Annotated in this window: 23 protein-coding genes; 13 read left to right on the top strand and 10 right to left on the bottom strand. The window is 47.5% G+C overall.

Going from position 1 to position 25,350, the window contains the following annotated elements:
• Window positions 1-130: 130 nt before the first annotated feature.
• Entirely contained in the window at window positions 131-1,339 is a 1,209-nt protein-coding gene (locus NST33_RS01995; RefSeq protein WP_221823821.1) for an MFS transporter, read from the top strand.
• A 111-nt stretch (window positions 1,340-1,450) separates the two neighbouring features.
• Here the strand turns inward: NST33_RS01995 and NST33_RS01990 are convergent, their stop codons facing one another.
• Entirely contained in the window at window positions 1,451-1,861 is a 411-nt protein-coding gene (locus NST33_RS01990; protein ID WP_339306548.1) for a DUF2000 family protein, read from the bottom strand.
• Complete coding sequence (locus NST33_RS01985; RefSeq protein ID WP_221823819.1) at window positions 1,858-2,421, bottom strand: hypothetical protein; 564 nt, start codon at window positions 2,419-2,421, stop codon at window positions 1,858-1,860. The genes NST33_RS01990 and NST33_RS01985 overlap by 4 nt, the downstream gene beginning before the upstream one ends.
• Before the next feature lie 217 nt (window positions 2,422-2,638).
• On the opposite strand from NST33_RS01985, the gene NST33_RS01980 reads away from it, so the two are divergent.
• Together NST33_RS01980 and NST33_RS01975 are read left to right on the top strand one after the other, a co-directional pair.
• Window positions 2,639-3,880 (top strand): ATP-grasp domain-containing protein, encoded by a 1,242-nt coding sequence (locus NST33_RS01980; protein ID WP_339306546.1) that lies wholly within the window; start codon window positions 2,639-2,641, stop codon window positions 3,878-3,880.
• Window positions 3,881-3,946: 66 nt separating this feature from the next.
• Window positions 3,947-5,233, top strand: a complete 1,287-nt coding sequence (locus NST33_RS01975; protein ID WP_221823815.1) for an MFS transporter — start codon at window positions 3,947-3,949, stop codon at window positions 5,231-5,233.
• A gap of 46 nt (window positions 5,234-5,279) precedes the next feature.
• On the opposite strand, the gene NST33_RS01970 is transcribed toward NST33_RS01975, so the two are convergent.
• Window positions 5,280-6,344: an alkene reductase gene (locus NST33_RS01970; protein ID WP_221823813.1), complete on the bottom strand. Its 1,065-nt coding sequence runs from the start codon at window positions 6,342-6,344 to the stop codon at window positions 5,280-5,282.
• 156 nt (window positions 6,345-6,500) lie between these two features.
• Between NST33_RS01970 and NST33_RS01965 the strand changes: the two genes are divergently transcribed.
• Window positions 6,501-7,364 carry a LysR family transcriptional regulator gene (locus NST33_RS01965; RefSeq protein ID WP_221823811.1) on the top strand — a complete coding sequence of 288 codons (864 nt, stop codon included), beginning with the start codon at window positions 6,501-6,503 and terminating at the stop codon, window positions 7,362-7,364.
• Window positions 7,365-7,518: 154 nt separating this feature from the next.
• Here NST33_RS01965 and NST33_RS01960 read toward each other — a convergent pair whose 3' ends face one another.
• The 4 genes from NST33_RS01960 to NST33_RS01945 form a co-directional block, all read right to left on the bottom strand.
• On the bottom strand, window positions 7,519-9,594 hold the full coding sequence (locus NST33_RS01960; protein ID WP_221823809.1) for a methyl-accepting chemotaxis protein: 2,076 nt from the start codon (window positions 9,592-9,594) through the stop codon (window positions 7,519-7,521).
• A gap of 226 nt (window positions 9,595-9,820) precedes the next feature.
• Complete coding sequence (locus NST33_RS01955) at window positions 9,821-10,927, bottom strand: Glu/Leu/Phe/Val dehydrogenase (RefSeq protein ID WP_221823807.1); 1,107 nt, start codon at window positions 10,925-10,927, stop codon at window positions 9,821-9,823.
• A 287-nt stretch (window positions 10,928-11,214) separates the two neighbouring features.
• Window positions 11,215-11,844: a sporulation-specific diadenylate cyclase CdaS gene (gene cdaS / locus NST33_RS01950; RefSeq protein WP_221823805.1), complete on the bottom strand. Its 630-nt coding sequence runs from the start codon at window positions 11,842-11,844 to the stop codon at window positions 11,215-11,217.
• 201 nt (window positions 11,845-12,045) lie between these two features.
• The gene (locus tag NST33_RS01945) at window positions 12,046-13,560 is read right to left on the bottom strand and encodes a DUF6359 domain-containing protein (protein ID WP_260632945.1); all 1,515 of its coding nucleotides are present in this window, start codon (window positions 13,558-13,560) and stop codon (window positions 12,046-12,048) included.
• 388 nt (window positions 13,561-13,948) lie between these two features.
• On the opposite strand from NST33_RS01945, the gene NST33_RS01940 reads away from it, so the two are divergent.
• A complete protein-coding gene (locus NST33_RS01940; RefSeq protein WP_017691064.1) occupies window positions 13,949-14,104 on the top strand; it encodes a hypothetical protein in 156 nt (51 codons plus the stop codon).
• 277 nt (window positions 14,105-14,381) lie between these two features.
• Window positions 14,382-14,939 (top strand): GNAT family protein, encoded by a 558-nt coding sequence (locus NST33_RS01935; protein WP_221823801.1) that lies wholly within the window; start codon window positions 14,382-14,384, stop codon window positions 14,937-14,939.
• Between the two features lie 113 nt (window positions 14,940-15,052).
• Here the strand turns inward: NST33_RS01935 and NST33_RS01930 are convergent, their stop codons facing one another.
• Window positions 15,053-15,829: a Crp/Fnr family transcriptional regulator gene (locus NST33_RS01930; RefSeq protein ID WP_260632941.1), complete on the bottom strand. Its 777-nt coding sequence runs from the start codon at window positions 15,827-15,829 to the stop codon at window positions 15,053-15,055.
• 376 nt (window positions 15,830-16,205) lie between these two features.
• Between NST33_RS01930 and NST33_RS01925 the strand changes: the two genes are divergently transcribed.
• From NST33_RS01925 to NST33_RS01900, 6 genes are all read left to right on the top strand, one after another.
• A complete protein-coding gene (locus NST33_RS01925; RefSeq protein ID WP_221823799.1) occupies window positions 16,206-16,637 on the top strand; it encodes a GAF domain-containing protein in 432 nt (143 codons plus the stop codon).
• A gap of 108 nt (window positions 16,638-16,745) precedes the next feature.
• Complete coding sequence (locus NST33_RS01920; RefSeq protein ID WP_017691068.1) at window positions 16,746-17,396, top strand: response regulator transcription factor; 651 nt, start codon at window positions 16,746-16,748, stop codon at window positions 17,394-17,396.
• The gene (locus tag NST33_RS01915; protein ID WP_339306544.1) at window positions 17,389-18,504 is read left to right on the top strand and encodes a PAS domain-containing protein; all 1,116 of its coding nucleotides are present in this window, start codon (window positions 17,389-17,391) and stop codon (window positions 18,502-18,504) included. Before NST33_RS01920 ends, NST33_RS01915 begins: the two co-directional genes overlap by 8 nt.
• Window positions 18,505-18,774: 270 nt before the next feature.
• Window positions 18,775-19,269 carry an Lrp/AsnC family transcriptional regulator gene (locus tag NST33_RS01910; protein ID WP_036616550.1) on the top strand — a complete coding sequence of 165 codons (495 nt, stop codon included), beginning with the start codon at window positions 18,775-18,777 and terminating at the stop codon, window positions 19,267-19,269.
• A gap of 12 nt (window positions 19,270-19,281) precedes the next feature.
• Complete coding sequence (locus NST33_RS01905; RefSeq protein WP_221823793.1) at window positions 19,282-19,869, top strand: chromate transporter; 588 nt, start codon at window positions 19,282-19,284, stop codon at window positions 19,867-19,869.
• A gap of 2 nt (window positions 19,870-19,871) precedes the next feature.
• Window positions 19,872-20,417, top strand: a complete 546-nt coding sequence (locus NST33_RS01900; RefSeq protein ID WP_221823791.1) for a chromate transporter — start codon at window positions 19,872-19,874, stop codon at window positions 20,415-20,417.
• A gap of 158 nt (window positions 20,418-20,575) precedes the next feature.
• Here the strand turns inward: NST33_RS01900 and NST33_RS01895 are convergent, their stop codons facing one another.
• Window positions 20,576-22,933 (bottom strand): Ig-like domain-containing protein, encoded by a 2,358-nt coding sequence (locus NST33_RS01895; RefSeq protein ID WP_339306541.1) that lies wholly within the window; start codon window positions 22,931-22,933, stop codon window positions 20,576-20,578.
• Between the two features lie 226 nt (window positions 22,934-23,159).
• On the opposite strand from NST33_RS01895, the gene NST33_RS01890 reads away from it, so the two are divergent.
• Window positions 23,160-23,765, top strand: coding sequence for a class I SAM-dependent methyltransferase (locus NST33_RS01890; RefSeq protein ID WP_339306539.1), 606 nt, complete (start codon window positions 23,160-23,162; stop codon window positions 23,763-23,765).
• 323 nt (window positions 23,766-24,088) lie between these two features.
• On the opposite strand, the gene NST33_RS01885 is transcribed toward NST33_RS01890, so the two are convergent.
• Window positions 24,089-25,225, bottom strand: a complete 1,137-nt coding sequence (locus tag NST33_RS01885; protein WP_339306537.1) for a glycoside hydrolase family 88 protein — start codon at window positions 25,223-25,225, stop codon at window positions 24,089-24,091.
• Between the last annotated feature and the right edge of the window lie 125 nt (window positions 25,226-25,350).

Below are 25,350 nucleotides of genomic sequence, written 5' to 3'. Positions count from 1 at the left end.
AAACGAAGCGTTTAGTAATTAGTGAATCCATAAAAGTACCGCAAAGGTTTGGACGCCTGATCGGTCATGGTTTGAGTGGAACCATTAGGGCACTAAGGATCATTAACATAAAAATTGGAGGATGATAATCATGCATTTGCAAAACGATGTGAAGACAACCCCGGTTCCAAGCTGGTTGATTTTACTTTTGGCCGCGGCATGCGGGCTACTTGCGGCAAACTTGTACTATGCTCAGACGGTTATAGGACCGATCAGCATGACAACAGGGCTTTCCTCTGCTGCTGCCGGACTGATTGTGACGTTAACACAGATCGGTTACGTAATTGGCCTGCTGTTCATCGTACCGCTCAGTGACATTCTGGAGAATAAGCGGCTGATCACTTTTTTCCTCATCATTCTGGTCGTTGCATTGATTGCCGCCGCCTTCTCTCCCAATGCCATATTATTTCTGGCTGCTTCCCTCTTCATCGGTATTGGTTCCGTCGTTGCACAGATTCTGGTTCCCTACGCCACCTACCTCACTTCGGAGGAGCAACGCGGACGGGTGGTCGGTAATGTGATGAGTGGCCTGCTGCTGGGCATTATGCTGGCTCGCCCTGTCGCAAGTTTTATTACGAGTCTGCTCGGTTGGCAAGCGGTCTTTGTCTTCTCCGCAATCATTATCGTATTGTTAACCTTGCTCCTGTCACGCGCACTTCCTGCACGTCAGCCCCAACCGGCGATGAAGTATGGACAATTAATCCTGTCATTGGGTTCCCTGTTAAAAACATTTCCCATGCTCCGCCGCCGAGCCCTCTATCAGGCCAGCCTGTTTGGCGCCTTCAGCTTGTTCTGGACTACAGTTCCCATGCAGCTCGCCAATGAGTATGGCATGTCCCAGCAAGGAATTGCATGGTTTGCATTGGCTGGCGTCGGAGGCGCCGTTGCAGCACCGATTGCCGGAAGATGGGCGGATAAAGGCTTTACCCGCATATTAACCGGACTCGCCATGGTTATCGCGGCTGGTTCTTTTGGGCTCGCCTATCTGTTCCAGGGTCACTCTACCGCTACCCTTGTACTTCTTGTGATCGTTGCCATCACGCTCGACATGGCGGTCTCGGGTAATCTGGTGCTGGGGCAGCGTATTATCTATTCATTAAGTGAAGCAAGAGGACGGGTAAACGGAATCTTCATGTCGATCTTTTTTATCGGGGGCGCGATTGGATCATCACTTGGCAGCTGGTCTTATGCGCATGGGGGTTGGAGTCTCACCACTCTGATTGGTCTGGTGATGCCTTTGCTGGCACTCGTATACTACTTAACCGAAAAGAAAGCTGCCGTTATCAGCAATCATCTATAAGTGCGTGTTCAAAAAGGTCGGTTTTCAGTACCTTGAACAACCTCTATAACGATTCTTTCATATGTAAAGAAGGGCAGAGTGATCTCTAAGATCAGCTTCTGCCCTTTTCCCTTATTTCATCACACTGAATTTTTTGGTCGCTGCCCTAACTTGATCATCCTCGCCCCATACAATGACACCTACCACTTTGGTAACTTCCAATTCCATCGAAGCAATCTCAACTGCATATTGTTCAAAGGCATTGTTGAGCGACTGGCCTGTCTGTGAAAAAACAACATGGCTCAGTCCCCCGCTGTCATCTGAACAGAGTTTGGCCAGATTGATCAGTTGATTCTCCCCGGCCTTCAGAATGACAGTGCTATATCGGATGCCGGCATGCTGAACGCCGCTATGATCCAGCACAGGTTGATCAGAATATAACTCCGGCTCATTCAGGGCTGCTTGTCCCATTAACAGGGCAGCCACATTAGCGGCGGCGCCAGGTTCCAGATTTTTATCCAGTATAATAGCAATTCTTTTCATATGACTGTATTCACCCTCTGTGTATTTTGTGTAAAACATACCCATGGCATATTGATTCCCTCGCGCAATACTTTGTAGGTCACAAGCCCGTAATGATCAGCGCATAGCTGATTCGTGAGCGCAATGGACTTCTCCGTGTTGTGCATGACCTTCCTGCAAGCTTCAGGGTTGGACGATACGGTGCTGTTCTCTTTATAGGTTGTATCAAGTTCAGTTAACAAGTATGTGGTTGCTGGATGATGATAGATAATATCGATCTGATCGGGACATACCGCATGGAAGCCGGATAGAACCAGCGCAGGAATTTTCTCCACAAAGCTCTCAGACACCGCTAGTTCAGAATCCATGATGAAGCTGTTGAGCTTGGGATACGCCCCGGGGACCAGCAAGCAGGATATGATCCCTGATCTCAAGTCTTCCGCAGCCGCTTCAAATTCAGGGTATGGCTTGATACGTTCCGAGTTGCCTAATTTCTTCGCGATATGCATGCTGCAAGTCAGAAATCCTTCATCGTCTCCCAGCGTTCCCAGTATGGCATATTTCTCTTTAACAATCTCCATTTATTTCTATTTCCTCCTTTTTGTTTCTAATCCGCTAAAGATCGTATACCAAAAAATTCCTATTGTCAATTAACACTTTAACGCAACATAAATATGTATTTTGGTTCATATTTTTAACCAAAAGGTGTATTCAAAATGGAAAATATTGAGCTATAATGTTATGAAATGAATTTTTACTATTTTTAGTATTTTGTTGAAAGGGGATATACGAGAACGTATGAAAACCATTGTATACATATCTGATTTCAGGCTTCCAACCGGATTAAACTTCGTTAAACCTTTGCAGAAATTGGCGGATCACAAAAAAATTCTGATTATTGAACGGCATAATTTGCATCATGATGAGGTCCTCAGGGAATTCTTTGATGAAATTAGATATGTCGATCATCTGGAGTCCGTAGATGCCATCCGGGAGCATATGATGCAGATCCGAGAATCCCATTCCATCTCTGCTCTGTTAACGCCGGGTGAGAATGCGATTGAGATCGGTGGTCAGTTCCGTTCCGAGTTCGGGATCCTCGGTATGCAGCGCAATCAGGCTGAGGCTGTTCGCAATAAATGGATCATGAAACAAATGCTGCATCAACGCGGAATTCGGACATCCCAAATTGCCATTGCTCTACATGAACAGGACTATATTCGTTTCACTGCTGTACACGGCTTCCCGATTATTGTGAAACCACTCAGCGGATATGGAAGTATCAATACGTTCAAATTGTCCAGCATGGATGAACTGGTGCATTATCTTCACCATACAAGACAAGCACAGCAAAAGGATTTGCTGGAGGAATTCATCCACGGTACGGAGTTTCATTGTGATTCCATTGTGTCCAAGGGCAAAGTTGTATTTGCATCTGTTTCCCAATATCTGTATAACTGCCTGGATATTGCGACGAAGCAGAAACCTCCGGCCAGTATTACGTTCCCTGAAGGCACGGAAGCTGATTTTATCCATCACATCAAAGAACTCAATGAACAGGTCATTGCTGCCTTGGGTATCAATCAATCCGTAACACATGCCGAACTTTTTCTGACTCCGGAAGGAGAAGTGGTGTTTGGAGAAATTGGTGCAAGAATCGGGGGATCACATGTTATGCCTCCTTGTATCAAGAACACCCATGGCGTTGATTTCTTCGAAGCCGTCACTGATCTGGAAGTTGGAATATATGAATTTAAGCAACAGGAGACGAGTCATAAATTCACAGGCATGATCTGCTTCCCATCACGCGCAGGGGTAATTCAACACATATCCGGGATAGAGAATTATGCGGATATCCCTGGCATCATTGAGTTCAATGTATCCTATCAAGTGGGGCAGCGCGCCGGGGACGTCAACGATACCATGACCCGATCAGGCTATGCTATCGTGGAGGGTGATTCGTTCGAGGAATTGCGTCAAACCCTGCTGGATATGTACGATCGTTTCAAGATTGAAGTGACGGTTGCTGAAACCGTATAAGTTGTACGGATCATCCTCACTGTTTTTGGTCTGGAGTGACGGTTATCTTGGGGAGGGCTGGAATTATTGTCTTTATTCAAAACCTACGCGGGTCTGAGCCGCGATATCTATTATCTCTGTTTAGCCAGAACGATTAACAGCACGGGAGATTTTGTATTCTCCCTGATTACCTTGGTGCTTACGTTACAGATGGGCATGAATGTGGTCAGTGCAGGGATCTTTGTGTCCATGGCAGCCCTGATTAGCGGACCCGGTGTACTTCTCGGCGGCTATTTAAGCGATGTTATAGGCAAAAAAACAATTATTGTCATCGGGCAACTGTTGTCTGCCATCATGATTATAAGCTGCTCTTTTTGGTCAGGCACCATTACCGTTGGTTATCTTCTGATTGCAGTCATGTTTTTCATCAGTATTACCCGACCTGCTTATAATGCACTGATTATTCAACTGTGTACGGAGGAGAAAGAGCGAAAGTCCGCCTTTTCCCTCATGTATCTGGGGGCCAATCTGGGTATAGCCATCGGACCACTGATCGCCGGTTTTTTTATCAAGGATCACGTCAACATTGTCTTTATAAGTATCGGTACCGTGTTTCTGATATCTACCTTTATCATCATCAACCAGGTTAAGATCGGCACACGCAAGGAATTGGCATCAACAAACAGCGAACATGCTGGACAACAACAAGAACAACAACGATCGAGCCAATCGCCTTCGCCGTTATTCAGACTACTGCTGAAAAATCCACTCGTTGCCTTTTTCATCGTTGTGTCATTTCTTAACTATTTTATCTATATGCAATACTCATTTAGCCTCCCACTCCAGATGAATCACTCGTTTGGCGAGAACGGGGCAGCCTATTACGGCTCTGTCATGACCATCAATGCCATTAGCGTCATTATTCTTACCACCGTGATCCTGTCCGCTACACGCAAATTAACTGCCCTAAACTCCATAGCTACAGGCGCACTCTTCTATGGAATCGGATTTGGAGCCTTGAACCTGCTCGGAACCTTCCCCCATTTTTCCATCGTCGCCTTATCCACGGTGCTGTGGACTATTGGAGAGATTCTCGTGCAGACCAATATCAATCTGTATATTGCTTCGCGTGTACCCGACACACATCAGGGGCGGTTCAATGGCTTGCTGTTATTCGTAGGTTGCCTGGGTTATACACTTAGTCCATATTTGACAGGCATTTTCATCAAAAGCATGGACATGGAAAGTGTATGGATCATTATTCTGGCTGTCAGTCTGTTCTATGCGTTGTCTATGATCATTCTCTGGTATATCGAAAAAAGCTCAACAAGAAGAAACGAAATGAAACCGCTGGATCACTCAAAAAGTATCTGAAACTCAGGGCAGGGCAGCCTATTCTGCCCTTTTTTTCACTTTATTTTCACACCAAAATAGGCAAATGTGCATTCGCATCATACTCAATCAATTGCTGACCCGTATGCAATCTCTGTACTAGATCTGGATTGGCAATAAACGGTCTGCCGAACGCAGCCAGATCTACGCTTCCCTTACCAATCGCGTGCTCCGCGGTCTGAACATCCAAATCCCCCACACCAATGATGATTCCATCCCACCGACTTCGAACCCACTCGTGAAAGGTCTGCTCCCCTTCCCATGCTTTCACATAATGGTCTGTTGAGGGATGCAAGATCGTAATTCCCGTCTCGCGGAACAAGTTCAGATATGCATCAATCATTCCAGCTTTGTCTGCCCAAGCATAGGATGCATCATCATCCTTTTTCTCGGAAAATCGTACCGATATGCGATCCACAGGGATCTCTTTTTTCACAGCCACAATAATATCCCGCAGGAACCGCAATCTACCCTCAGTATCTCCTCCATATTCATCTGTTCTGTGGTTGGTCTTCTCATTGATAAACTGGTCGATCAGATACCCATGCGCAGCATGCAGCTCAATCCCGTCAAACCCCGCCAGAACCGCATTGCGGGCAGCCGTCTGAAAATGCTGAATCGTATCCGCTATATCCTGTGTACTCATCGCTTGAGGAACCTGATACGGTTTATGCAGCTTATGCACTCTTCCCTCTGCCGCAAGGCTGGAAGGTGCAAGTGGAGCGGTTCCGATCAGATCGGAGTGCGACAACCTGCCGACATGCCACAGTTGAGCAATAATGGTGCCGCCATGTCTGTGAACAGCATTCGTTACCCTTTTCCAAGAAGTCGTCTGTTCATCTGTATATAAGCCGGGGATGCCATAAGTGCCTTTGCCTGCCAGATTCGGGTTAATGCCCTCGGTAATAATCAGTCCCACGCCATCCCGCGCACGCTGCTCATAATACGCCACCATCTCATCCGTTACCGTCCCCTCCTGATCATCAGCAAATCCCCGGGTCAACGGTGCCATCACAATTCGGTTCCTTAATTGCCACTTATGAATCGTTACCGGGCTTAATAATGTTGTTGAACGTGTAATCCTGTTATCCATGTCATATCCCTACTCTCTTCGTTATTAAGGATATTGTACGGCGGCTCCGATATATCGTAAAATGATTGAAATATATAGTTGTATCTCTCAGAGAGATACCTAACATCGCCATCTGCTGAATTAATTGAAGGTAACCCACGTTCAGGAGGATACAGCATGGAACTTTCCGATATCGATATTGTTCTCGCGGTGGCGCGTTCAGGCAAAATCTCACAGGCCGCCAAAGAACTGAATTACGCGCAATCCAATGTCACCACACGCATCAAAAAACTGGAGCAGGAATATCAAATACAGCTGTTCAACCGATTTCCCAAAGGCGTTGTGCTGACCTCCAAAGGAGAGCAGTTCGTCCAGTACGCCACACAGATTCATAACCTTTTATATGATCTGAAGCAGGATATGACCGATCCCGGTGAGCCTTCCGGCACGCTGAAAATCGGCATTGTGGAAACGGCGGCATCCAGCCGCTTTATGGAGATTCTGAATGAATATCAAATAACCTACCCGAAGGTGTCCATCTCACTCGTCAACGCTACTTCACCCAAAGTACTGCGCAAGAAAATACAGGACGATGAGATTGACGGTGCCTTTATCAGCGGGGCTTGTGTGAAGGAAGGACTGAAAGTGGAATACGAGATGCAAGACACGGTGCATATCATATCCAAACAGATGGACACACCACCCAAAAGTCTGTGCCAAGTATCGTGGGTCGTTTTCCCCGAGGGCTGCCCTTATCGTGAAATGACCGAAGAATTTTTGCAGGAAGAGGGGCTGTCCGCTCGTAATATCATCGAAGTGAGTACGATGGAAAACCTGCTCAGCTGTGTGGAGTCTGGAATTGCTTTTACCATTATGCCGTGCAATGTTATTCACAAAAGACCAGATCATTTCTCTGTATTCGACTTAGCCGAGCGATTCACACATACTACAACCACCTTTGTTCGCGGTGAGGGTCGTTATGTCAGCAGTGCGCTCGATCAATTCGTGAAACTGCTGAACCAGAAGTGCATTACGTTCTGATATAGGTAACTTAGCACCCCCTCTTCCAACTGCTGATCTTCTTGATCACTAAATGGACCAGAGCCCATTGATCGAGACCCTAAAAAACAAAGCAAAAGGCACTCATACAGAGTGCCTTTTGCCTTCCTTCCCTCTATAGCTATTCAATTAACCCTTACTCCACCTTGAACCGTGCAGCCGATTCGGCCAGTTTTTGCGTCAATTGATCGATCGTATCGACCATGTTCGCCAACTGCTGCACCGTTGAAGACTGCTCCATCATGGTTGCCGTTACCTCTTCAACCGAAGCAGATACCTGCTCCCCTGAAGCGGACAAACTGTGGGCTGACTCCAGTACGTCATCCTTGTTCTGCAACATCTCTTGCATCTGTCCTGCCATCGTGGCAATTTGTCGATTGATAACCGTTACCTTCTCCAGAATCACATCGAACGCTTGACGAGTCTGCAAGACAAGCTCATCCTGTCTGGAGGAGATGGTATGAATCTCTGCAACACTTTGGTTGTTCTCGGCTACATCGGCCAGATTCTGCTCAATGATGCTGGAGATTTCCTTGGACTGGCGGGAACTCTGCTCTGCCAGATTGCGGATCTCCTCAGCTACAACTGCAAATCCTCTGCCATGTTCTCCAGCCCGGGATGCTTCGATGGAAGCATTCAATGCAAGCAGATTGGTCTGCTTGGCAATCTGGCTGATGGCTTCCGTGATCTGACTAATACTGCCCGAACTCGTTTGAAGTTTGACCGTAATCTCCGAGATTTTCTCGACTTCCCGTTCGTTCACCTCATTAATACGCATCAATTCATTGACGACTTCATTCCCGTTGTGGAATACCGTTTCGATCTCATCTGCTCTCGCCTTTACATCCTGGGCGCTGCTGTTCATGGCAGCCACTTTATCGCCGAAGCTGTTGAATTTGCCTGCAATCTGCTCGGTATCTTCGGATTGGGCCTCCATCGCCTTCGCGATGCCCATGGACGTCGCCGATGTCTCATCAATGGATCTTGCTGTCTGTCTGGATGTTTCCTCCAGCTCCTGAGTGCTGGCTTGAAGAACATGGATCGAACTATTCATATCGGTAATCAGGTTTCGGTTCTGCTCCACCATGCCATTGAAGCTCTCTGCCAGATCCTTGAATTCACTGTTATATCTACCATTGGCCTTGACGGTCAGATTCCCTTGAGCAAGCTGTTGGAACAGCCCGATCAGACGAACAATAGGTCTCGTAATACTACGAGAGATCAATAGTCCTACGCCAATAGCCAGAGCAATTCCGATCAAGGTCACGATAACCACCTGGCGCTGCATATCCTCTAATGGACGTTTGATATCATCATAATCGTCCATAATCACCACGGAGAGATCTGCGTCAGGAATCTGATTAACACGGTAGTAGATATCATCTCGATCCATCGAAGTGATTTTCACTTCGTCCGTTGCCTTGACATTTATAAGTTCCATAGCTTCCTTGTCTTCCGCAAGTGTCTGTCCCACAACCGAAGGGTCCAGTGAGTCGAACATGATAATGCCACTTCGGCTCAGCACTTCAACTCTGCCTTGGGCATTGATTTTAATGTCTCCCAGTTGCCCCAGGAAAAAGCTGCTGTCCACCGACATGGCGAACACACCCAGTATATTACCCTGTTCATCGGTGATGGGCTGCGAGAATACAATAATGAGCTTCTTGCCAGTCTTAGAGACAACTGCGTCACTGATGAAGGATTTCCCCTGTATGGACTCCTTAAAATATTCCCGATCTCCCCGTGACTGTCCAATGACTTCCGGCATGGTTCCCGCCACCATAGTTCCTTCCTTGTCAAACACGAACAAGTCCGGCTTGGTGCCTACCGTGTCGGATATACTGTCGGTGAGAATCGTATTCGCTGTATTGAAGTAAGGATTCTCATCTGTGAAAAAGGTGTCATCTGGCATTTCATTGGTACCACGCAACTCCAAGAGTTCTTTGAACGTGTTATGTACAGATATCGCATGACTCATCTGTTGCTGAAGCTGCATCGCTGTCCAAAGCCCTTCCCCAAGGCGGTCAGCCATCACATTAATCTCATCCTTGCTTTTCCTGACCACAACATCAGATGAAATCATATAACTTGTGGTCGTTGCACCGAGCAGAACCAGAACAACCAATACACTGATCATGATCGGCAGCTTGATCTTAAGCGACATATTTTTGATCTTATACCCTATTCCTTGCTTTTCCCCCGTTTTTCCCATTCCCACTTCTCCCCGCTTCCCTGAACCATCTCCATCTGAACGATGTAAATACATTATCGGAAAAAAGCATAGTGAAATTGATCAATTAGGGAGATATTGCCACTGTTTTTCTTTGTTATGTTCTGACAGTGCACAAAAAACTGCCTGTCAGATCGACAACATCCAATTTTGGAGTAGGTTTGCCGATCCTAACAGACAGTTTTCAAATTATATGATTGGATTATGATTACTTGCGCAATCTCCGGGAACTCAGCGCGTGATGACCATTTTGCAGGAATGTGCTGCGCGTATTCTTCATCTGCTCAATCCGCCGCTCAGCCAGACGATCTGCGGCAACATAGGTAGCGATGCCCTCGGTACGTGAGCTTTCGAATATTTTCTCCAGATTGGAATAGATCTCTCCGATCTTGCCCCACGCCCGATCCGCGTTGTAACCGTTCAGCTCATCTGCGATATTAATTACGCCGCCTGCATTGATAACATAGTCAGGCGCATATACGATGCCCATATCATAGAGCTGATCCCCATGACGGGTCTCCAGCAGCTGATTATTGGCACAGCCCGCTACGACCTTCGCCTTGAGCGTTTTGAGTGTATCGTCATTAATCGTGCCACCGAGCGCACATGGTGCATAGATATCACACTCCACACCCGTGATGTCTGCAGGATCAACTGCTGTTCCGCCGAAGCGGTCCACGGCCTGTTTCACCGAGTCCTTATGGATATCCGTAACGATCAGATGTGCACCTTCCTCATACAGATATTTGCACAGATGCATCGCCACATTGCCGACACCTTGGACCGCTATCCTTTTACCCTCAAGCAGATCGGTACCAAATGCTTCTTTGGCTGCTGCCTTGATCCCCCGATATACACCCCAAGCCGTTGCAGGTGATGGATTACCGGATGAACCATAACTCGCCGAGATGCCTGTCACATAATCGGTTTCCTGATAGATCAGGTTCATATCCTCTTCCGTCGTACCTACATCTTCGGCCGTGATATAACGTCCGTTTAAGCCTTGAATGTATCGGCCAAAAGCCCGAAACATCGCTTCATTTTTGTCACGCCGCGGGTCTCCAATAATGACGGTTTTGCCACCGCCCAGATTGAGGCCGGATACTGCATTCTTATATGTCATACCACGGGCAAGGCGTAGGGCATCTTCAATGGCTGCTTCTTCTGAAGCGTAAGTCCACATCCGTGTGCCTCCCAGCGCAGGGCCGAGTGTTGTGTCGTGTATGGCGATAATTGCTTTTAACCCTGAATTTCGATCCTGGCACAGAACCAGTTCCTCATAATCGTGTTGCTCCATTGCTTCAAACCAACTCATGTGCTAACCGTCTCCTCCAACCATTTTTGCGATCCAATCGCATTGTTCTCTATTCATTGACCATCCTCTATTGTACCCATGAATACCCAGTTTGTGCAAAATCACATCGCAATGTCAGAGAAGCATTGATCGATGTTTCTCATATGGCGGGAGCAAAGCTGTCGAATTTCAGATTATAATTTTATCGTCTATCAATAGAAAAACCTCTCTCCCTTACAGGAGAAAGGTACACTTCCCTCAACTGCATTAACTCAATCGTGCCAAGTAAGCCACTTGATCGTTCACATTTAAGATAGCGTCTCAACCACATTAATGGGATGCAAATCGCCATCCACCGCAAATGAAGCCTGTCCCGTCTCTTCGGAGACAACCAACACTACGGCGTCCGTCAATTCACTGAGTCCCAGCGCAGCCCGATGACGGGTGCCTATTTTACGTTCATGCACTTCCGCTTGCGACAACGGCAGCACATTACCAGCAGATACAATCTGATTACCACGAATCAGCACAGCCCCGTCATGAAGTGGCGCACCGGGAATAAACAGCGATTCCAGCAATGCATGCGTTACTCTTGCATCCACAGTCACGCCTGAGTGAATGATCGACTCCAACGGAATCTCCCGTTCAATCACAATTAACGCCCCATATCTCCGGTCAGATAGATGCTGTACGCTCGATGTTAATTCGGCAAACTTCTCGGTAAAGGGCGACAGATAACAATCCAGATAAAACGAAGAGGCGAGCACCTCGATCTGTTTAATCTCCGCTCGAATCTCTGCAAATTGTCCCAGCAGACAGACACTGTCATTGTCAAAACGGGATAACGTCATGTTCATTCGATCCGCCACACGATGCAGATCTGCCTTGAGCTTCTGCCTCATTGAGGAACTGTCACAGTCTCCTTGTTGAGTCATCATTCACCGCCTCCTCTGGTTGGGTTGAGCTTCACGCCGCATCATTAGTACCCATACCTTCCCCTCCGGAGCAGATATTTATGCAGTGGCAGCAAGGCTCTATAGTCGTGATTGTAACTAATATAACAAGCAAAAAAAGAGCCTGTCCGCAAAACTCACGGTCAGACCCTATTCGCATAATGATTTGATGTTTGTCTACTTTACTTATTGCGCTTTGCCGTATGAACCTGTCTTAAATGTAGTCGGATCATACCATTTGTACCCTGCCGCTGGTGCAGCCCATGGCTCAAGTTGCGGCTCGGTTGATGCGGCCGGAGCTTCGATAGGAAGCAGGCTTGTTGCCGTATCCAATGTCAGTCCTGGCACTTGTGCCAGACTGGTGTAGCTCTCTTTGACCGCGAGCCATTTCACGGTATTCACAAGGAACGTTGCATCATCCACTTCTTTGAATCCATCATAGGTCTTCTTGGTAGCACCGGTCTCTTCACGCAAATATTTCGGAGTCGCATCTTCCACAGGTGAAGAGTCGCCGATAAATGCGGCTTTGCCTGCACCAACCTTTGCAATGGCAGCATAGGCTCCTTCAGCTCGTCCACCACCGTTATATACGCCCTGATCCACGGCATTGCCCCACTTGGACACACCACTTGGTACATACACCAAACCTTTGGCCTTGTTCGGGTCTATAATCGCAACGGTCGATCCCGCATGCATGGCTACAGAATTAACACCAGCCGTAATGCCGAAGGATTGTGCTGGTGCAACGATATCCGATGCATTTACATCTCCAAGGGCATTGTAGCGGAAACGGACACCAAAGTTCGTCGCGAGCCAGTCTGAACTCGTCACACTCTGCATTGCTGGTGATCCCGCTTCAGCCGAAGACATGCCTTTGGCCGGATTCAGGAAAGCACCGCGGCGATAACCGTTGAATACTTCGGAAGAATCCCAGCGGTTTTTGTTGCGGTCTGCATTATAGTGGTCGGAGATGAAGAAAATACTCCCTCCGTTCTGCACGTACTGCACCAGCGCAGCCTGTTCAGTCGCTTTGAACGGCACGTTGGCTTCGCCAATGACAAAGACGTGGTAGTCTTTCAATTTATTATAGGTGATGGCTTGCTCACCAAATGTATACGGGATGCTGCGTTCCAGCTGATCCACGGCAAAGCCTGCGTTTCGCAAACCATTGGCAAAATCCGAAAATGCCCCGTCAATAATCCAGTCGGCAGCACCTGCTGTCTGGGCGTGGGTATTATCAAATAATACTTTCTTGCCGGTACCGTCCGGTAGTGTTGTACCCGGGTTCGGTTCTGGATCAGGATTGGTTGTTCCGGAGGAAAGTGTGATGGACGTTGGGTTTTTGACTCCTGCATAGCTGTTGTAGGCACCGAGGGTTCCGGTTACGATAATCTTTTTGCCTACAAGACTGGGATTGGACGCCAATCCATATTGCGAACGGAAAGATGAGGGAATCTGTACATCCAATAATCTGGCGTTAGTTCGCTCTGACGCTGAATCTGCAATCAGAACATTAAAATCATTGGCGTACGGAGATGTAAACTTCGCGGTAAGTGACCCGGTAGCATGTCCAACAATGATTCCTTCAACCGTTGCTGTTCCTCCACCGCTCTGGGCAGCGATGGCCTGAGATACCGTAAGTGGTGCTGCAGCTTGTACCGGACTTTGCGAACCCGGCCCCAGCAGTGCGGTTGCCATCATGATAAAGACCAGGAATGCCCCGATCCAGTGCTGCCATAACGCCTTCTTCATATTCCCTTTCTCCTCCTCCAAATTACCTGATAATGGTTATCCTCCTTTTAATTTAATGGTTCATATGCTGAATTCCTCTTTCTTTTTGTAAAATTATTGAAAAAGTTTAGAAGTTGAGTCTATTGGCCCATACTGATGATCATTAGAATTACATTTTAATGAGCCTATTTTCAGAAAAAAGTTAAATTCGATGCGGACTTGGGATTGCATTTTGCCAGCGTTCATTGCATAATGAATATATAAACGTGATAATGATTATCATTCTTGAACTTGTCTCTTTGTAACTTTCTACTGCATATGATTTTACGAATTTATAGATAAGGGGAACGAACATCGAATGAATACAACTCTGCAAAAGGCTGATCTGCAGCTTGACGATTATTTGGATCTTCTGAACCTGGCAACCAACCTGGGTGATACGAGATGGCAAAAGGAAATTATCCGTAAGCTGGCGTATACTTATCCCGCAGTTCAATGTAAACAACCACAATAATATGCCTTATACTTACATAGCTCATAACCCATTCTTTACATGAATCGGTTATTGGGCTATTTTTGTTTTATTATATAATTGAACTAAACATTTACACGAGAAACGGAGAGGACAGAAATAACCTGAAGAAGCGGAGCGTTCGCCTTTATTCCCGGATTTTCTCCTTTGAAAACGGGAATCCAATAAATCTGGGATAACAGCGATCGGAAGGTTGTTCTGTCATCGGAGTGGCAAGTGTAATATTCTTTAGTTCAATTTATATAGGAGGGGAACAACGATGCAATTGGAGACCGAACGACTCATCATCAGGGATATTCTGGAAACAGACTGGAAAAGTATACATAGCTACACATCCATGACAGAAGTTACTCAGCATACGGCATGGGGACCGAATACGGAAGAAGATACGCGAGCATACGTGCAGTTTGTGTTGGACATGCAGCAGACACAACCACGAGAAGGCTTTGAACTGGCGATATGTTTGAAAAGTGATGGAACTCTCCTTGGTGGAGTAGGTATTCACGTGATGGAGAAAACCAATGCAGAGATCGGTTACGTCCTTAATCCCGCCTATCAAGGAAAAGGTTATGCCGCCGAAGCAGCCCGTGCTCTAATAGGTTTTGGTTTCAATGAACTGGGCATGCACCGGATTTACGCCAAATGCCGTCCGCACAACACAGCTTCGGAGAATGTCATGAAGAAGATCGGCATGCAGCGAGAAGGGCTATTACGCGAGCACTGGTTCTACAAAGGTTCCTTTCATGACTCGGTGCTCTATTCGATTCTCTCCAGTGAATATGGCACGGCCAATGGAGATCCAATTCTACATATGTAATTTTCCGCATACATCAAAAAAGCTGACACCGATTATACGGATGTCAGCTCTTTTTATTATTCTCCGTAACGACCCCAATCGCCAATGGAGATACACCCCCGGAACAAGCTATGTTACAACCGGCACAACTCTACGGGGCAACTTGGGAATGTCGGACATCCGCACATGCAACGCAAGGCTGCCAGATCCCGAATCATCAGTTTTCCGTCCATCATATCCAGCGTACCTTGTTCCTTCCATGCCCCCAGCATCCGCGTTACGCTCTCTCGGGTCGCTCCAATCATCTCAGCAAGATCGGTATGGTTCAGCTTCATGTCCAGCACAATACCATCCGGTGTCACCCTGCCATACGAATTGCTGGCACGGATCAGTGTCGAAGCGAGCGCACCCGCCTTGCCATAGAGCAACAAATCACGGAATCTCGACTGGGTAATCCGCTGCGACAGCGCCATCCATTGCAAGAATTTCAAGGCAAGGTCGCCATGTTTGCTGAGTATGCTTTCCAGATCGCTAAGCGAGATAATCGCCAGCTCCCCTTTTTCCGCCATCTCTGCACTGTAGCTATGATTAAATCCGCCGATGCCGCCGAATTCACCGATGAGATCGCCGCTTTGCTGAATGGATAAAATAATTTCCTTCCCATCCTCCGTCGACTTGGTCATTTTCACTCGTCCCGAACGAATGTAGTACAGATATCCGGCTTCATCGCCTTCGAGAAAGAGACTATACCCCGACTTTACCCGTTTGGGTTGCATTTTCGCTTCAATCAGGTCCCATTGCTCAGGTGTAACGAACGAAAGGATTCCGCCTGTTTCTCGTGTCATTTTGCCTGCCTCCGTTTGTTTCTGCTCTGTTCTTTGGGTTGTTCTTTCCACAAATACTGTACCCATTACCTTCGTCCCCCTCGGTGATTCCTTATGTATACATCATATCGCGAAAGTAGCTTCAGGGTTATCGGGGGATTACCTGATCATTGACAAGAAACTCCCTGAATTTGCTGTGAGAAAAGTCACATTTCACCGATATGCCTCATCCTTCGCATTTCTTCAATCCCTTGGTGTACCTGAGTCAAGAGTCCTCTACTGCCCAAGTTCAGTAGATTACGGAACGGAAATAGGGGTTTTCCCTGAATTACAACGTACGAGAATGGGTCTACAATAGAACTAACATTGTAATACCCTTACTTTAAGATGATCCTGTTCAAAGGTTAATGATAATAATTAAACGTTACGTACCTTATAATTTCGGAAAAGGAAGTGTCCTCTCATGCATGATGAACTGCCATCTGGCATTCAGGAGATGATCGACGGCCTGCGCCTGAACACATACAGCGACTTCTGTGGACTTGCCTGTCTGAACGGGACGATGCTACGCTGGAAGTATACCTCTGGGGCTAGTAATGAACGGGTGAAACGCATGGAAATGCGCCCCGGACAAGATCTGGTGGGCACAGCCCTTCGGACTGGACGCACAACCCGATCTGATGCACAATCCACCGGGGAGCATACACCCGGTCGTTGCCCGTTAATGCTCGCTGAGCGGCTGGTATGTGCCATAGCGGTACCTGTGTTCCAGGAAGGAAGCGTGCCTGGCGCCGTGCTGCTCGTTGGCAGCAGACTGCCTTGCACCTTCTCCCCCGATATGATCCGGCAGACGGAGCAAATCGCTCTACATCTTCAGCCGAAGGTGTTTGGATAATAGTTTGAACTGGAGAGTGAGAGAAGTTATTCGGAGATTAAGCTCTGAATGGCTTCTTTTTTTGTTATGATATAGATAGAACTAAGGAAGCGGACAGGGGGAAATCATGTGATTCAACTATTAGTTGTAGACGACCATGTTGTCGTGCGTTCCGGGCTGATCGCCTTACTTGAAGGAAAGAATGATATACATATCGTTGGAGATGCCGCAGATGGCGATGAAGCCATTGCCAAGGCTCAAGAGTTGAAACCAGATGTGGTCTTGATGGATTTCAGCATGCCGCCAGGCAAAGACGGTCTGACCGCTACCGCTGAATTGAAGAAATTGATGCCGGATGTCTCCATTTTGATACTGACCATGCATGACGATGAAGAATATCTGTTCCGCGCCATCCACGCGGGAGCATCCGGATATATCCTCAAAAGTGCACCGCATGAAGAATTGCTTGCCGCGATTCGTTCCGTAGCAGAAGGTAGCGCCTATCTGTACCCAAGTGCGACCAAGCGGCTGATGAGTGAATACCTGGACAAAGCCAAACAGGAAAACGCCGGACCGTATGACACGTTATCCGAGCGGGAGAAAGAGATTTTGTCCTGGATTGCCAAAGGTTACGCCAACAAGGAAATCGCCGAACATCTGATCATCAGTGTCAAAACGGTCGAATCCCACAAAAGTAATCTGATGGAGAAACTTGGCCTGCGTACACGACCGGAACTGGTGAAGTTCGCCATGAAAAAGGGGTTGCTGAACTTTGAGTAGTGCACGCAAGAACAGATTAAGTGGACTCGCAGACCAGCCCGTACGCCTCCTGCTGAACGAAATCGATAATCACATTACGGATAATGAATTCCGCAGCAGATTGAAGGGTTCCCTGCATCAACTGAGTGATCTAAAGTTTGCTCTGGATGAGTCCTCCATCGTTGCCCTCACGGACCGCAAAGGAAAAATCCAATATGTGAATGATAAATTCTGTGAAATCTCGCAGTATGAGCGCGAGGAACTGATCGGTAAGGATCATCGAATCATTAACTCCGGATACCATGGCAAAAGCTTTATGAAAAACCTGTGGGACACGATATCCTCAGGTAAGGTATGGAACGGGGAAATTCTCAATCGTGCCAGAGATGGCAGTCATTATTGGGTGAACACCACCATCGTGCCTTTCCTTGATAACGACGGCGAGCCATATCAATATCTGGCTGTACGCAGTGAGGTCACCAAGCTGAAATCCGTCGAAGCCGAATTGCAAAAGATGATGTCCCAAGTGATGAATATTCAGGAAGAGGAACGACGCCGGATCTCGCGTGAACTGCATGACGGGATTGGACAGAGTCTCTTCTCTCTGGTGATTCAGATGGACCGACTGCTGGCAGACCAGCCTCACCCCGGGGTTGAAGCACTTCGTAAGCAGGTCACGGGTATCATGGAAGATGTACGCGGTATGGCATGGGAGCTGAGACCATCCGTTCTGGATGACCTGGGTGTTGTTCCGGCGATTCGTACGTATATCGAGAATTACACCCGTCACTACGGAATCGAAGTTGATCTGGAATGTAATTTGCGCAAACGACTGGAGATGAATCGGGAGATAGCTATCTACCGAATTATTCAGGAAGCCTTAACCAATGTCGCAAAGTATGCCGATGTTGCCGAAGCACGTGTTACTATAGAAGACGCTGAGAACATGACGATGGTTATTATTGAAGACCATGGCGCGGGATTCAGCGAAGTAACCGCTGGCAATGGTGTTGGATTGTTCAGTATGGAAGAGCGTGCCCGTGGCGCAGGAGGAACGTTAAGAGTGTCTTCCGAGCCTGGCGAAGGGACAACCGTTACCCTTTTACTGCCCAAGACAGCACAGGGATAACCGGTCATGCTTCGTATCACACTTTGCGCTTTACTCCAGCTTATCTATTATTTAACGGCTGCTCGCTATTGGACTGTGCGAGTGGTCTTTTTATTTCCGATTGGTCGAAATGACAAAATGAAGGCTCAAAATCGGTTAAATTCAATAATCATGATAAATAGATTGACTCCAGTTACGATTCGTCATTAAACTATGAATGCCACATACACATTGTATGATTAGTAAAATTTCATTGTTCATTTCATATAGCGAAGGAAAAGGATGATCAACATGTCAGAGAAACGCTCCTCCAAAGGAGGAGAAATTCCGCAAATGTACAATCTGGACGAGATGGATCGCAAAATCATCGCCGCGCTTCACCACAACAGCCGAATATCCTATACGGATCTGGGGACACAGATCGGATTGTCACGTGTAGCAGTCCAGGCGCGCATTAATGCGTTATCCGAAAAAGGAATCATCGAACGCTTCACCGTTGTGATCAACCCTGGCAAAGTTGGGCTCCAGGTCTCGGCCTTTTTCAATGTCGATGTTGAACCGCCCTTCCTGGATGAAGTCGCGGAGAAACTGGACGAAGAACCGGCCGTCACTAGCCTCTATCATATGACAGGCCCGAGTACCCTGCACATGCACGGTATTTTTGCGGATATGGAAGAGATGGAGCAGTTCTTGCTCGAGAAGCTATATAAGATGCCAGGCATCGTCAAAGTGGAATCACAGCTGTTGTTGAAACGTTATAAAAGCCGGATGGGCATGAGACTCTAGGAGGAAATCAGCATGGGTTGGAAAGATTACAAAGGTCTCGTCATCGGAATGGTCCGAACCGGAATTCTCGGATATGGCGGTGGACCTTCGGTTATTCCATTGATCCGTTATGAAGCTGTTACGCGTTACAAATGGGTCAGTGATGAGGAGTTCGGCGAGATTTTGGCTATCGCTAATGCCCTGCCCGGTCCTATTGCGACCAAGATGGCCGCATATCTGGGATACAAAACCAAAGGTGTACTGGGCGCGATTGTGTCCGTACTCGCTCACATCTTACCGACCAGTATTGCCATTATTGCTCTGCTCGGTTCCATGTACGCACTCCGCGAGTCGAAAGTGGTAGCAGGCATGGTAGCCGCCGTGCGGCCGGTCATTTTTGTCATGCTGGGCATGATGGCTTATGAATTTGCCATGAAAGCCTGGAAGGGACTCGGTAAAGTTTTTGCCGCCCTATTCGGCGTAATTGCCTTTGTACTGTTGCAGCTGCTGGATATCCATCCGGGGATTGTGATCGCGGTTTTCCTTGGATATGGTGTCTTCCATCTGGAGCTAGTCCAGCGTTTCAAATCCAAAGGCAAGTCCGATAAGGAGGTGTCCTAAGGATGCTCCAGACTTGGTGGGAATTATTTTGGGGATTTTTCGTAGCAAACATCTTGGGATATGGGGGTGGTCCGGCCTCCATTCCGCTCATGCAGGAAGAGATTGTGAACCACTATCATTGGATGACTACCGAGCAATTTGGGGATGTACTGGCGATTGGTAACGCCCTTCCTGGCCCGATTGCAACCAAAATTGCTGCATTTGTCGGGTACCACGTGGCAGGCTGGTTTGGGGCATTTATCGCAAGTTTTGCTACAATCGTACCTTCCGCGACCGCACTAATTATATTACTTCGTCTGTTGAACAAACATCGCACTTCACCAAAAGTCAAAGGTATGACTCTACTCGTACAGCCTGTTATCGCCGTACTCATGATTCTGCTCACATGGGAATTCGGGCAGCTGTCCACTGATTCCATCGGCATCTGGCAGACGTTGATCATTGCAGGCATCTCGCTCTGGGTCATGACCAAAACCAAGCTGCATCCGGCCATTCTGATCGTGATCGCTTTTGCCTATGGTGCGCTGGTACTGTCTCACACGATGTAGTTATAGAACATACAGGGAACGATCCCTTAATAAGACGTTTCAGATTCGTTAGCGCTTGGAGACACGTTCTAGTTTATAGACCAAAAACGGTGATACCAGCTATTAGCTGGCATCACCGTTTTTATTTGCGCGTTTCACACTCACATTTGGAAAAGCAATTACTTCGCTTCAACCACTACCGTTACTTTTGTTTTCACACCTGCAAATGTCACCGTAATTGTTGCTTTACCTTTGCCGTTCGCCTGAATAATTCCATCTTTCACCGATGCTGTTGCAATACGGGAAGATTTCCAGAGAGCCGGCTTGGATACATTCGCTTCACTGCCATCGGCATACGTTGCAGTTGCAGCCACGGTTACTTTTTCACCAGGTTTCATGGTCAACGTTACTTTATCCGTCTGCAAATATTTCAGTGTATCCACATCTACCGCAATGGTTACAGACTTGCTACCGTATTTTGCAGTAATTTTGGCTTTACCTGAACCTGTAGCTTTGACTTTACCTTTGGTCACTTGAGCTACTTTGTAGCTGTTCGTTTTCCATTCAGCTTTGTCCGTAACATCACGCTCGCTACCGTCGCTCAAGAAGGCAGTTACCGTCAGATCAGCTGTATCGCCTGATTTCAGGGAAAGAACCGGCTCGGAAGCTTCAATACGTGTGATGACATCCACTTCAACTTGGATAGTCACTTTTTTGGAGCCATATTCGGCTGTGATGTTGGCTTTACCACTGCTGTTACCCGTGATCACGCCTTTTTTCACATCCGCTACACGTGCATTGCTGGATTTCCAAGTTGCTTCGGATGTTACATCCAGCGTGTTGCCGTCCTCATCAGTACCTGTTAGAAGGATCGTCTGAGTTTCTTTGGCAGACAGAACAACGAAGTTCACATCTGCTTCCAGTCCACTAGCCATACCTACTTCAACAGGCAGAGTAAGTGTTTTACCTTCAATCTTCGCTGTGATGGTTGCCTTACCTGTGGCAACACCTGTGATAACCCCTTTGCTATCTACCTCAGCGATTTTGTCGCTGCTGCTGCTCCAAGTTGCATCTTCAGATACATCTTTGGATGTTTCACCATACAACGCCAGTACTTTGGCAGAAGTCGTTCCACCAACGGCTACCGATGCTTTCTTCTTGTCCATCTCATACTTGTCTGCTACGTCTACATTCACTGTGAATTTAACCGTTTTACCGCCATAAGCTACAGTGATCGTAGCCGTACCGGATTTGTATGCAATCAGATCGCCGTTGGATACATATACGACATCTGGATTGCTTGAAGTCCATGTTGCTTTGGAAGTTACATTTTCTGTACTGGCATCAATATATTCGGCATTGGCTACCAATGTCTTAGACTTGTTATCACCGGTAACACTCATGGCGAGCTTGTCATTTACATCTTTGATATCCAAATATCTTGCCGTATCTACATCCACAGCAACTTCTACGGTTTTGCCACTGTAGGTTGCTTTGATGGTTGTTGAACCTGCACTAATGGCTGTGATCTGTCCCTTGAATACCGTTGCAACCTTCTCGTTGCTGGATGTCCATGTTGCTTGATCCGTTACATTCACATCGCTACTGTTTGGATAAGAAGCCGTTACAACGACATTAGCCGTTTTAGTTGTGTCGCTCAAACGGAAGAAAATACTTTGTTTCTCCACACTCAGCTTGCTTGTCAGATCTACATCCACGTCAACGGATACTGATTTCGTACCGTATTTGGCTGTGATCTTGGCAGAACCTGCCGAGTATCCTGTAATTTCGCCTTTGAGTACGTCTGCAACCTTCTCATTGCTGGATGTCCACTCCGCCAGATCGGTTACATCTTTGGTTGTGCCATCTGGATACGTAGCCGTCACTTTCACACTTTCACTTTTGTTCAACAACAGATTAACTTGTTGTTTATCTACATCTACACGTTTAACCACTTCAACGTTAACATCCACCGTCACGCTTTGGCTGCCAACTTTGGCTGTGATAACGGCCGTACCCGCACTTTGTCCAGTCACTTTACCATTCACAACGGTAGCAACCTTCTCATCACTGGTAGACCATTCTGCAGTACTTGCTGCTGCATTATTTGTTTCATTGTCACTATACGTTGCTGTCAAAATAATTTCTTTTGTATCTCCCGTGCGCAAATCCAGACTTTGCACGTTTTTCGAAAGGGCTTTGACCTTCTTCGTCACTTTCACTTGAACGGTCTGACTCTGACCCTGGTAAGCTGCGGTAATCGTCGCTTTACCTTCCTTTTTGGCCGTGATTGCACCATTATATACAGTTGCTATCGAAGTATCTTCGCTACTCCAGGTTGTACTAATCGTTACATTAGCCGAGGTATTATCTGAATATACCCCTGTCACCGTAACAGACCCAGAATCACCAACTTCGAGCGACATCTCATTCTTGGAAACCACAATTTTGGACAGTTCTTTGTCTGCCGCAGCGGCCAAGCCTACGTTGGAAATACTCAGCATCAACACCAGCATCATCACCATGTACTTGGTCAATCTTGGCTTTAACATCATTTCCCCCCGATTATCATCATTTTTTTCCTTATCTTTAATGTCGGCAAGTCCTTTCCAGATGTTTAGACTTCCAGGAAATTTTCAGGGAATTCTATGGAAATTAATTTATCTTCTATTCCTGTTTCAACCGATCATACCTGCGAATATAGCGCATACCTATGTATATTGACTGTCTTGAACTTCTTTTAACAGGATTGGAGGAAACATAATGAGTCAGCCTTTTGATTACATTGGGTATTGGGAGGAAACATATCGTTCGGGTGAAACTTCTGGCAGGGGTTCATACGGGGTTTTGGCTGAATTCAAGGCCGAGGTCGTAAACGGACTGATTCAACGTGAAGGGATTCATCGTGTCATTGAGTTTGGATGTGGAGATGGCAACCAGTTGCAATACATGAATTATGAGGACTACCTGGGCGTGGATGTAGCGGCTTCTTCAGTAAAGCGTTGTGCTGCCCAATTTGCCAAGGATTCATCCAAGAGCTTCATGCTGTATACACCAGGCCTATGGATTAACCATGGTTTCCTGCAAGCCGATCTGACGGTCTGTCTGGATGTGTTATATCACATCACGGATGAAACGGATTTTCGCAACACCCTCTATGATATTCTGCACTCCTCAACAGCATGGGTGGTGCTTTACACCCGCTTGAAAGAAAACGGCAACCCGGGGATTGATACAATCCAGGACCGTAATCTGTTTGAATATCTCTTCGACTACCCTGATTTCAAAGTTCATGAGATTATTCCGCAGCGCTATCCAGATCAATCTTCTGCCGACTTTGTCATTCTGAGACGTACGCCTTCGAAGTGAAAATCGATTCTTTCAGTAAAGCATAGCTAAGTCTGCACCCCAACTGGACCTGTAAGAATGAATATTCATATGCCAGATATTCTTTTGTCTTCCTTCGATTATGTAAACCATCCGCCTGTCCGCTCACCTTGATTCGTCTATTCAAAGCTCAAACTTAGGTATACTCCGTCTCCAATAGAAGGAATACCATTCCAAATACCGGAGACAGCCTTATGCGGACAGGTGATGATGGTTTGCTAACAACTCGAAGGCTCATAACACTACGATCTTACTAATCCGTTCTCATCTTCGGTTCTTCCAGCCCGTAGTTCTCGATTCTTCTTTTAAAATAACCCCGCATGTCCACGCAGCTTCGCCAGCGCTTCCATATAGAAATAATCGCCGTATATAATCGGCACATTCAACCCTCGCCCTTCCGGGTAATGCACCGTTCCCTGCATGATCAGACCTTCTTCCGCTGCCGAGTCGCCGGAGCTATAGTGCTCATGCAACCCGCGGATGATACGCTCTCCCGCGGCAGCATAGGTTTCACCGCGCGGCGACAGCTTCGCCAGCTCAAGCAACCCGCTCGCGGCAATCGCCGCAGCGGACGAGTCCCACGCCACCTGATGTTCCGCAGGTGCGCGGAAATCCCACACCGGCACGATCTCTTCGCCAAGCATGGCGAGGAAGAAATCGGCCGCACGCTCCGCTGTCTCCAGATATCGGGCTTCGCCCGTATACCGGAAAGACAGCGCAAACCCGTGCAACGCCCAGGCGGTGCCCCGCGCCCAGGCGGAACCTGGAGCATGGCCCTGTCCGCCATGCTCTCGCAGCTTCTGCCCCGTGTGTGGATCAAACTCCACCACGTGACAGATGGACCCGTCAGCGCGGATGAATTCGCGCGCCACGGTGTCCGCATGCGCTTCCGCCAGCCAGCGGAAGCGAGGGTCGCCGCTCTGCTCGGATGCCCAGTAGAGCAGCGGCAGGTTCATCATGCTGTCAATGATGGCTACGCCGCGCGTATCCATTGCTGACGAGCTGAAGTTCCAGGCGCGGATGAACTCACCGCGCACGTGGAACCGGGCAGCGAGCAGGTTGGCGGCAAGCATGCCGCGCCGCCGTCCATCCATGCTGCCGGTCTGGCGGTAGTTGGCTACGCCACTAAGCAGCCAGATGAACCCCAGATCGTGATCCACCGATTCGGGATCACGCAGACAACCTTCCAGTTGCCGCTCACAGCTTTCGGCAATGCGATGTAGCGAAGCCGCCGCTTCACTTTCTGGAGCATCCCCATAGACCAGCCATAACAATCCAGGCCAGAAACCTGCGGTCCACCATTCCGGATCATTCCGGTCATACGTCCCCTGCGGGGCAATGTGTGGAAATGTATCCTTGATCCGCTTTGCATTCCGAATCGTCTTCGCTGCCCCCTGTTGCCACGCTTCCTCGAGCCATTTTACCGACGTTGATGTGTTCATGAACATATCCCTCCTCGATTCAATACCAGACATCTATGCTTGATGTTCCAGTTCATCCTCAACTTATCTATAGCGTTGTATGCCGTATCTACTATATCTATCAGTTAAATATCACTAATCATCCA

The organism is Paenibacillus sp. FSL L8-0435 (genome assembly GCF_037965655.1).
GTDB lineage: Bacteria > Bacillota > Bacilli > Paenibacillales > Paenibacillaceae > Paenibacillus.
Note: the sequence above shows the minus strand (reverse complement) of the source record. Positions and strands in the feature narration are given on the sequence as shown.

Excerpts from the sequence above, each read along its gene's own strand:
- NST33_RS01970 (WP_221823813.1), bottom strand. The coding sequence starts at position 6,344 with ATGGATAACAGGATTACACGTTCAACAACATTATTAAGCCCGGTAACG.
- NST33_RS01935 (WP_221823801.1), top strand. The coding sequence starts at position 14,382 with ATGCAATTGGAGACCGAACGACTCATCATCAGGGATATTCTGGAAACA.
- NST33_RS01995 (WP_221823821.1), top strand. The coding sequence starts at position 131 with ATGCATTTGCAAAACGATGTGAAGACAACCCCGGTTCCAAGCTGGTTG.
- cdaS (WP_221823805.1), bottom strand. The coding sequence starts at position 11,844 with ATGATGACTCAACAAGGAGACTGTGACAGTTCCTCAATGAGGCAGAAG.
- NST33_RS01985 (WP_221823819.1), bottom strand. The coding sequence starts at position 2,421 with ATGGAGATTGTTAAAGAGAAATATGCCATACTGGGAACGCTGGGAGAC.
- NST33_RS01930 (WP_260632941.1), bottom strand. The coding sequence starts at position 15,829 with ATGGGTACAGTATTTGTGGAAAGAACAACCCAAAGAACAGAGCAGAAA.
- NST33_RS01980 (WP_339306546.1), top strand. The coding sequence starts at position 2,639 with ATGAAAACCATTGTATACATATCTGATTTCAGGCTTCCAACCGGATTA.
- NST33_RS01900 (WP_221823791.1), top strand. The coding sequence starts at position 19,872 with ATGCTCCAGACTTGGTGGGAATTATTTTGGGGATTTTTCGTAGCAAAC.
- NST33_RS01890 (WP_339306539.1), top strand. The coding sequence starts at position 23,160 with ATGAGTCAGCCTTTTGATTACATTGGGTATTGGGAGGAAACATATCGT.
- NST33_RS01965 (WP_221823811.1), top strand. The coding sequence starts at position 6,501 with ATGGAACTTTCCGATATCGATATTGTTCTCGCGGTGGCGCGTTCAGGC.
- NST33_RS01960 (WP_221823809.1), bottom strand. The coding sequence starts at position 9,594 with ATGGGAAAAACGGGGGAAAAGCAAGGAATAGGGTATAAGATCAAAAAT.
- NST33_RS01945 (WP_260632945.1), bottom strand. The coding sequence starts at position 13,560 with ATGATGGCAACCGCACTGCTGGGGCCGGGTTCGCAAAGTCCGGTACAA.
- NST33_RS01905 (WP_221823793.1), top strand. The coding sequence starts at position 19,282 with ATGGGTTGGAAAGATTACAAAGGTCTCGTCATCGGAATGGTCCGAACC.
- NST33_RS01955 (WP_221823807.1), bottom strand. The coding sequence starts at position 10,927 with ATGAGTTGGTTTGAAGCAATGGAGCAACACGATTATGAGGAACTGGTT.
- NST33_RS01990 (WP_339306548.1), bottom strand. The coding sequence starts at position 1,861 with ATGAAAAGAATTGCTATTATACTGGATAAAAATCTGGAACCTGGCGCC.
- NST33_RS01885 (WP_339306537.1), bottom strand. The coding sequence starts at position 25,225 with ATGAACACATCAACGTCGGTAAAATGGCTCGAGGAAGCGTGGCAACAG.
- NST33_RS01910 (WP_036616550.1), top strand. The coding sequence starts at position 18,775 with ATGTCAGAGAAACGCTCCTCCAAAGGAGGAGAAATTCCGCAAATGTAC.
- NST33_RS01925 (WP_221823799.1), top strand. The coding sequence starts at position 16,206 with ATGCATGATGAACTGCCATCTGGCATTCAGGAGATGATCGACGGCCTG.
- NST33_RS01940 (WP_017691064.1), top strand. The coding sequence starts at position 13,949 with ATGAATACAACTCTGCAAAAGGCTGATCTGCAGCTTGACGATTATTTG.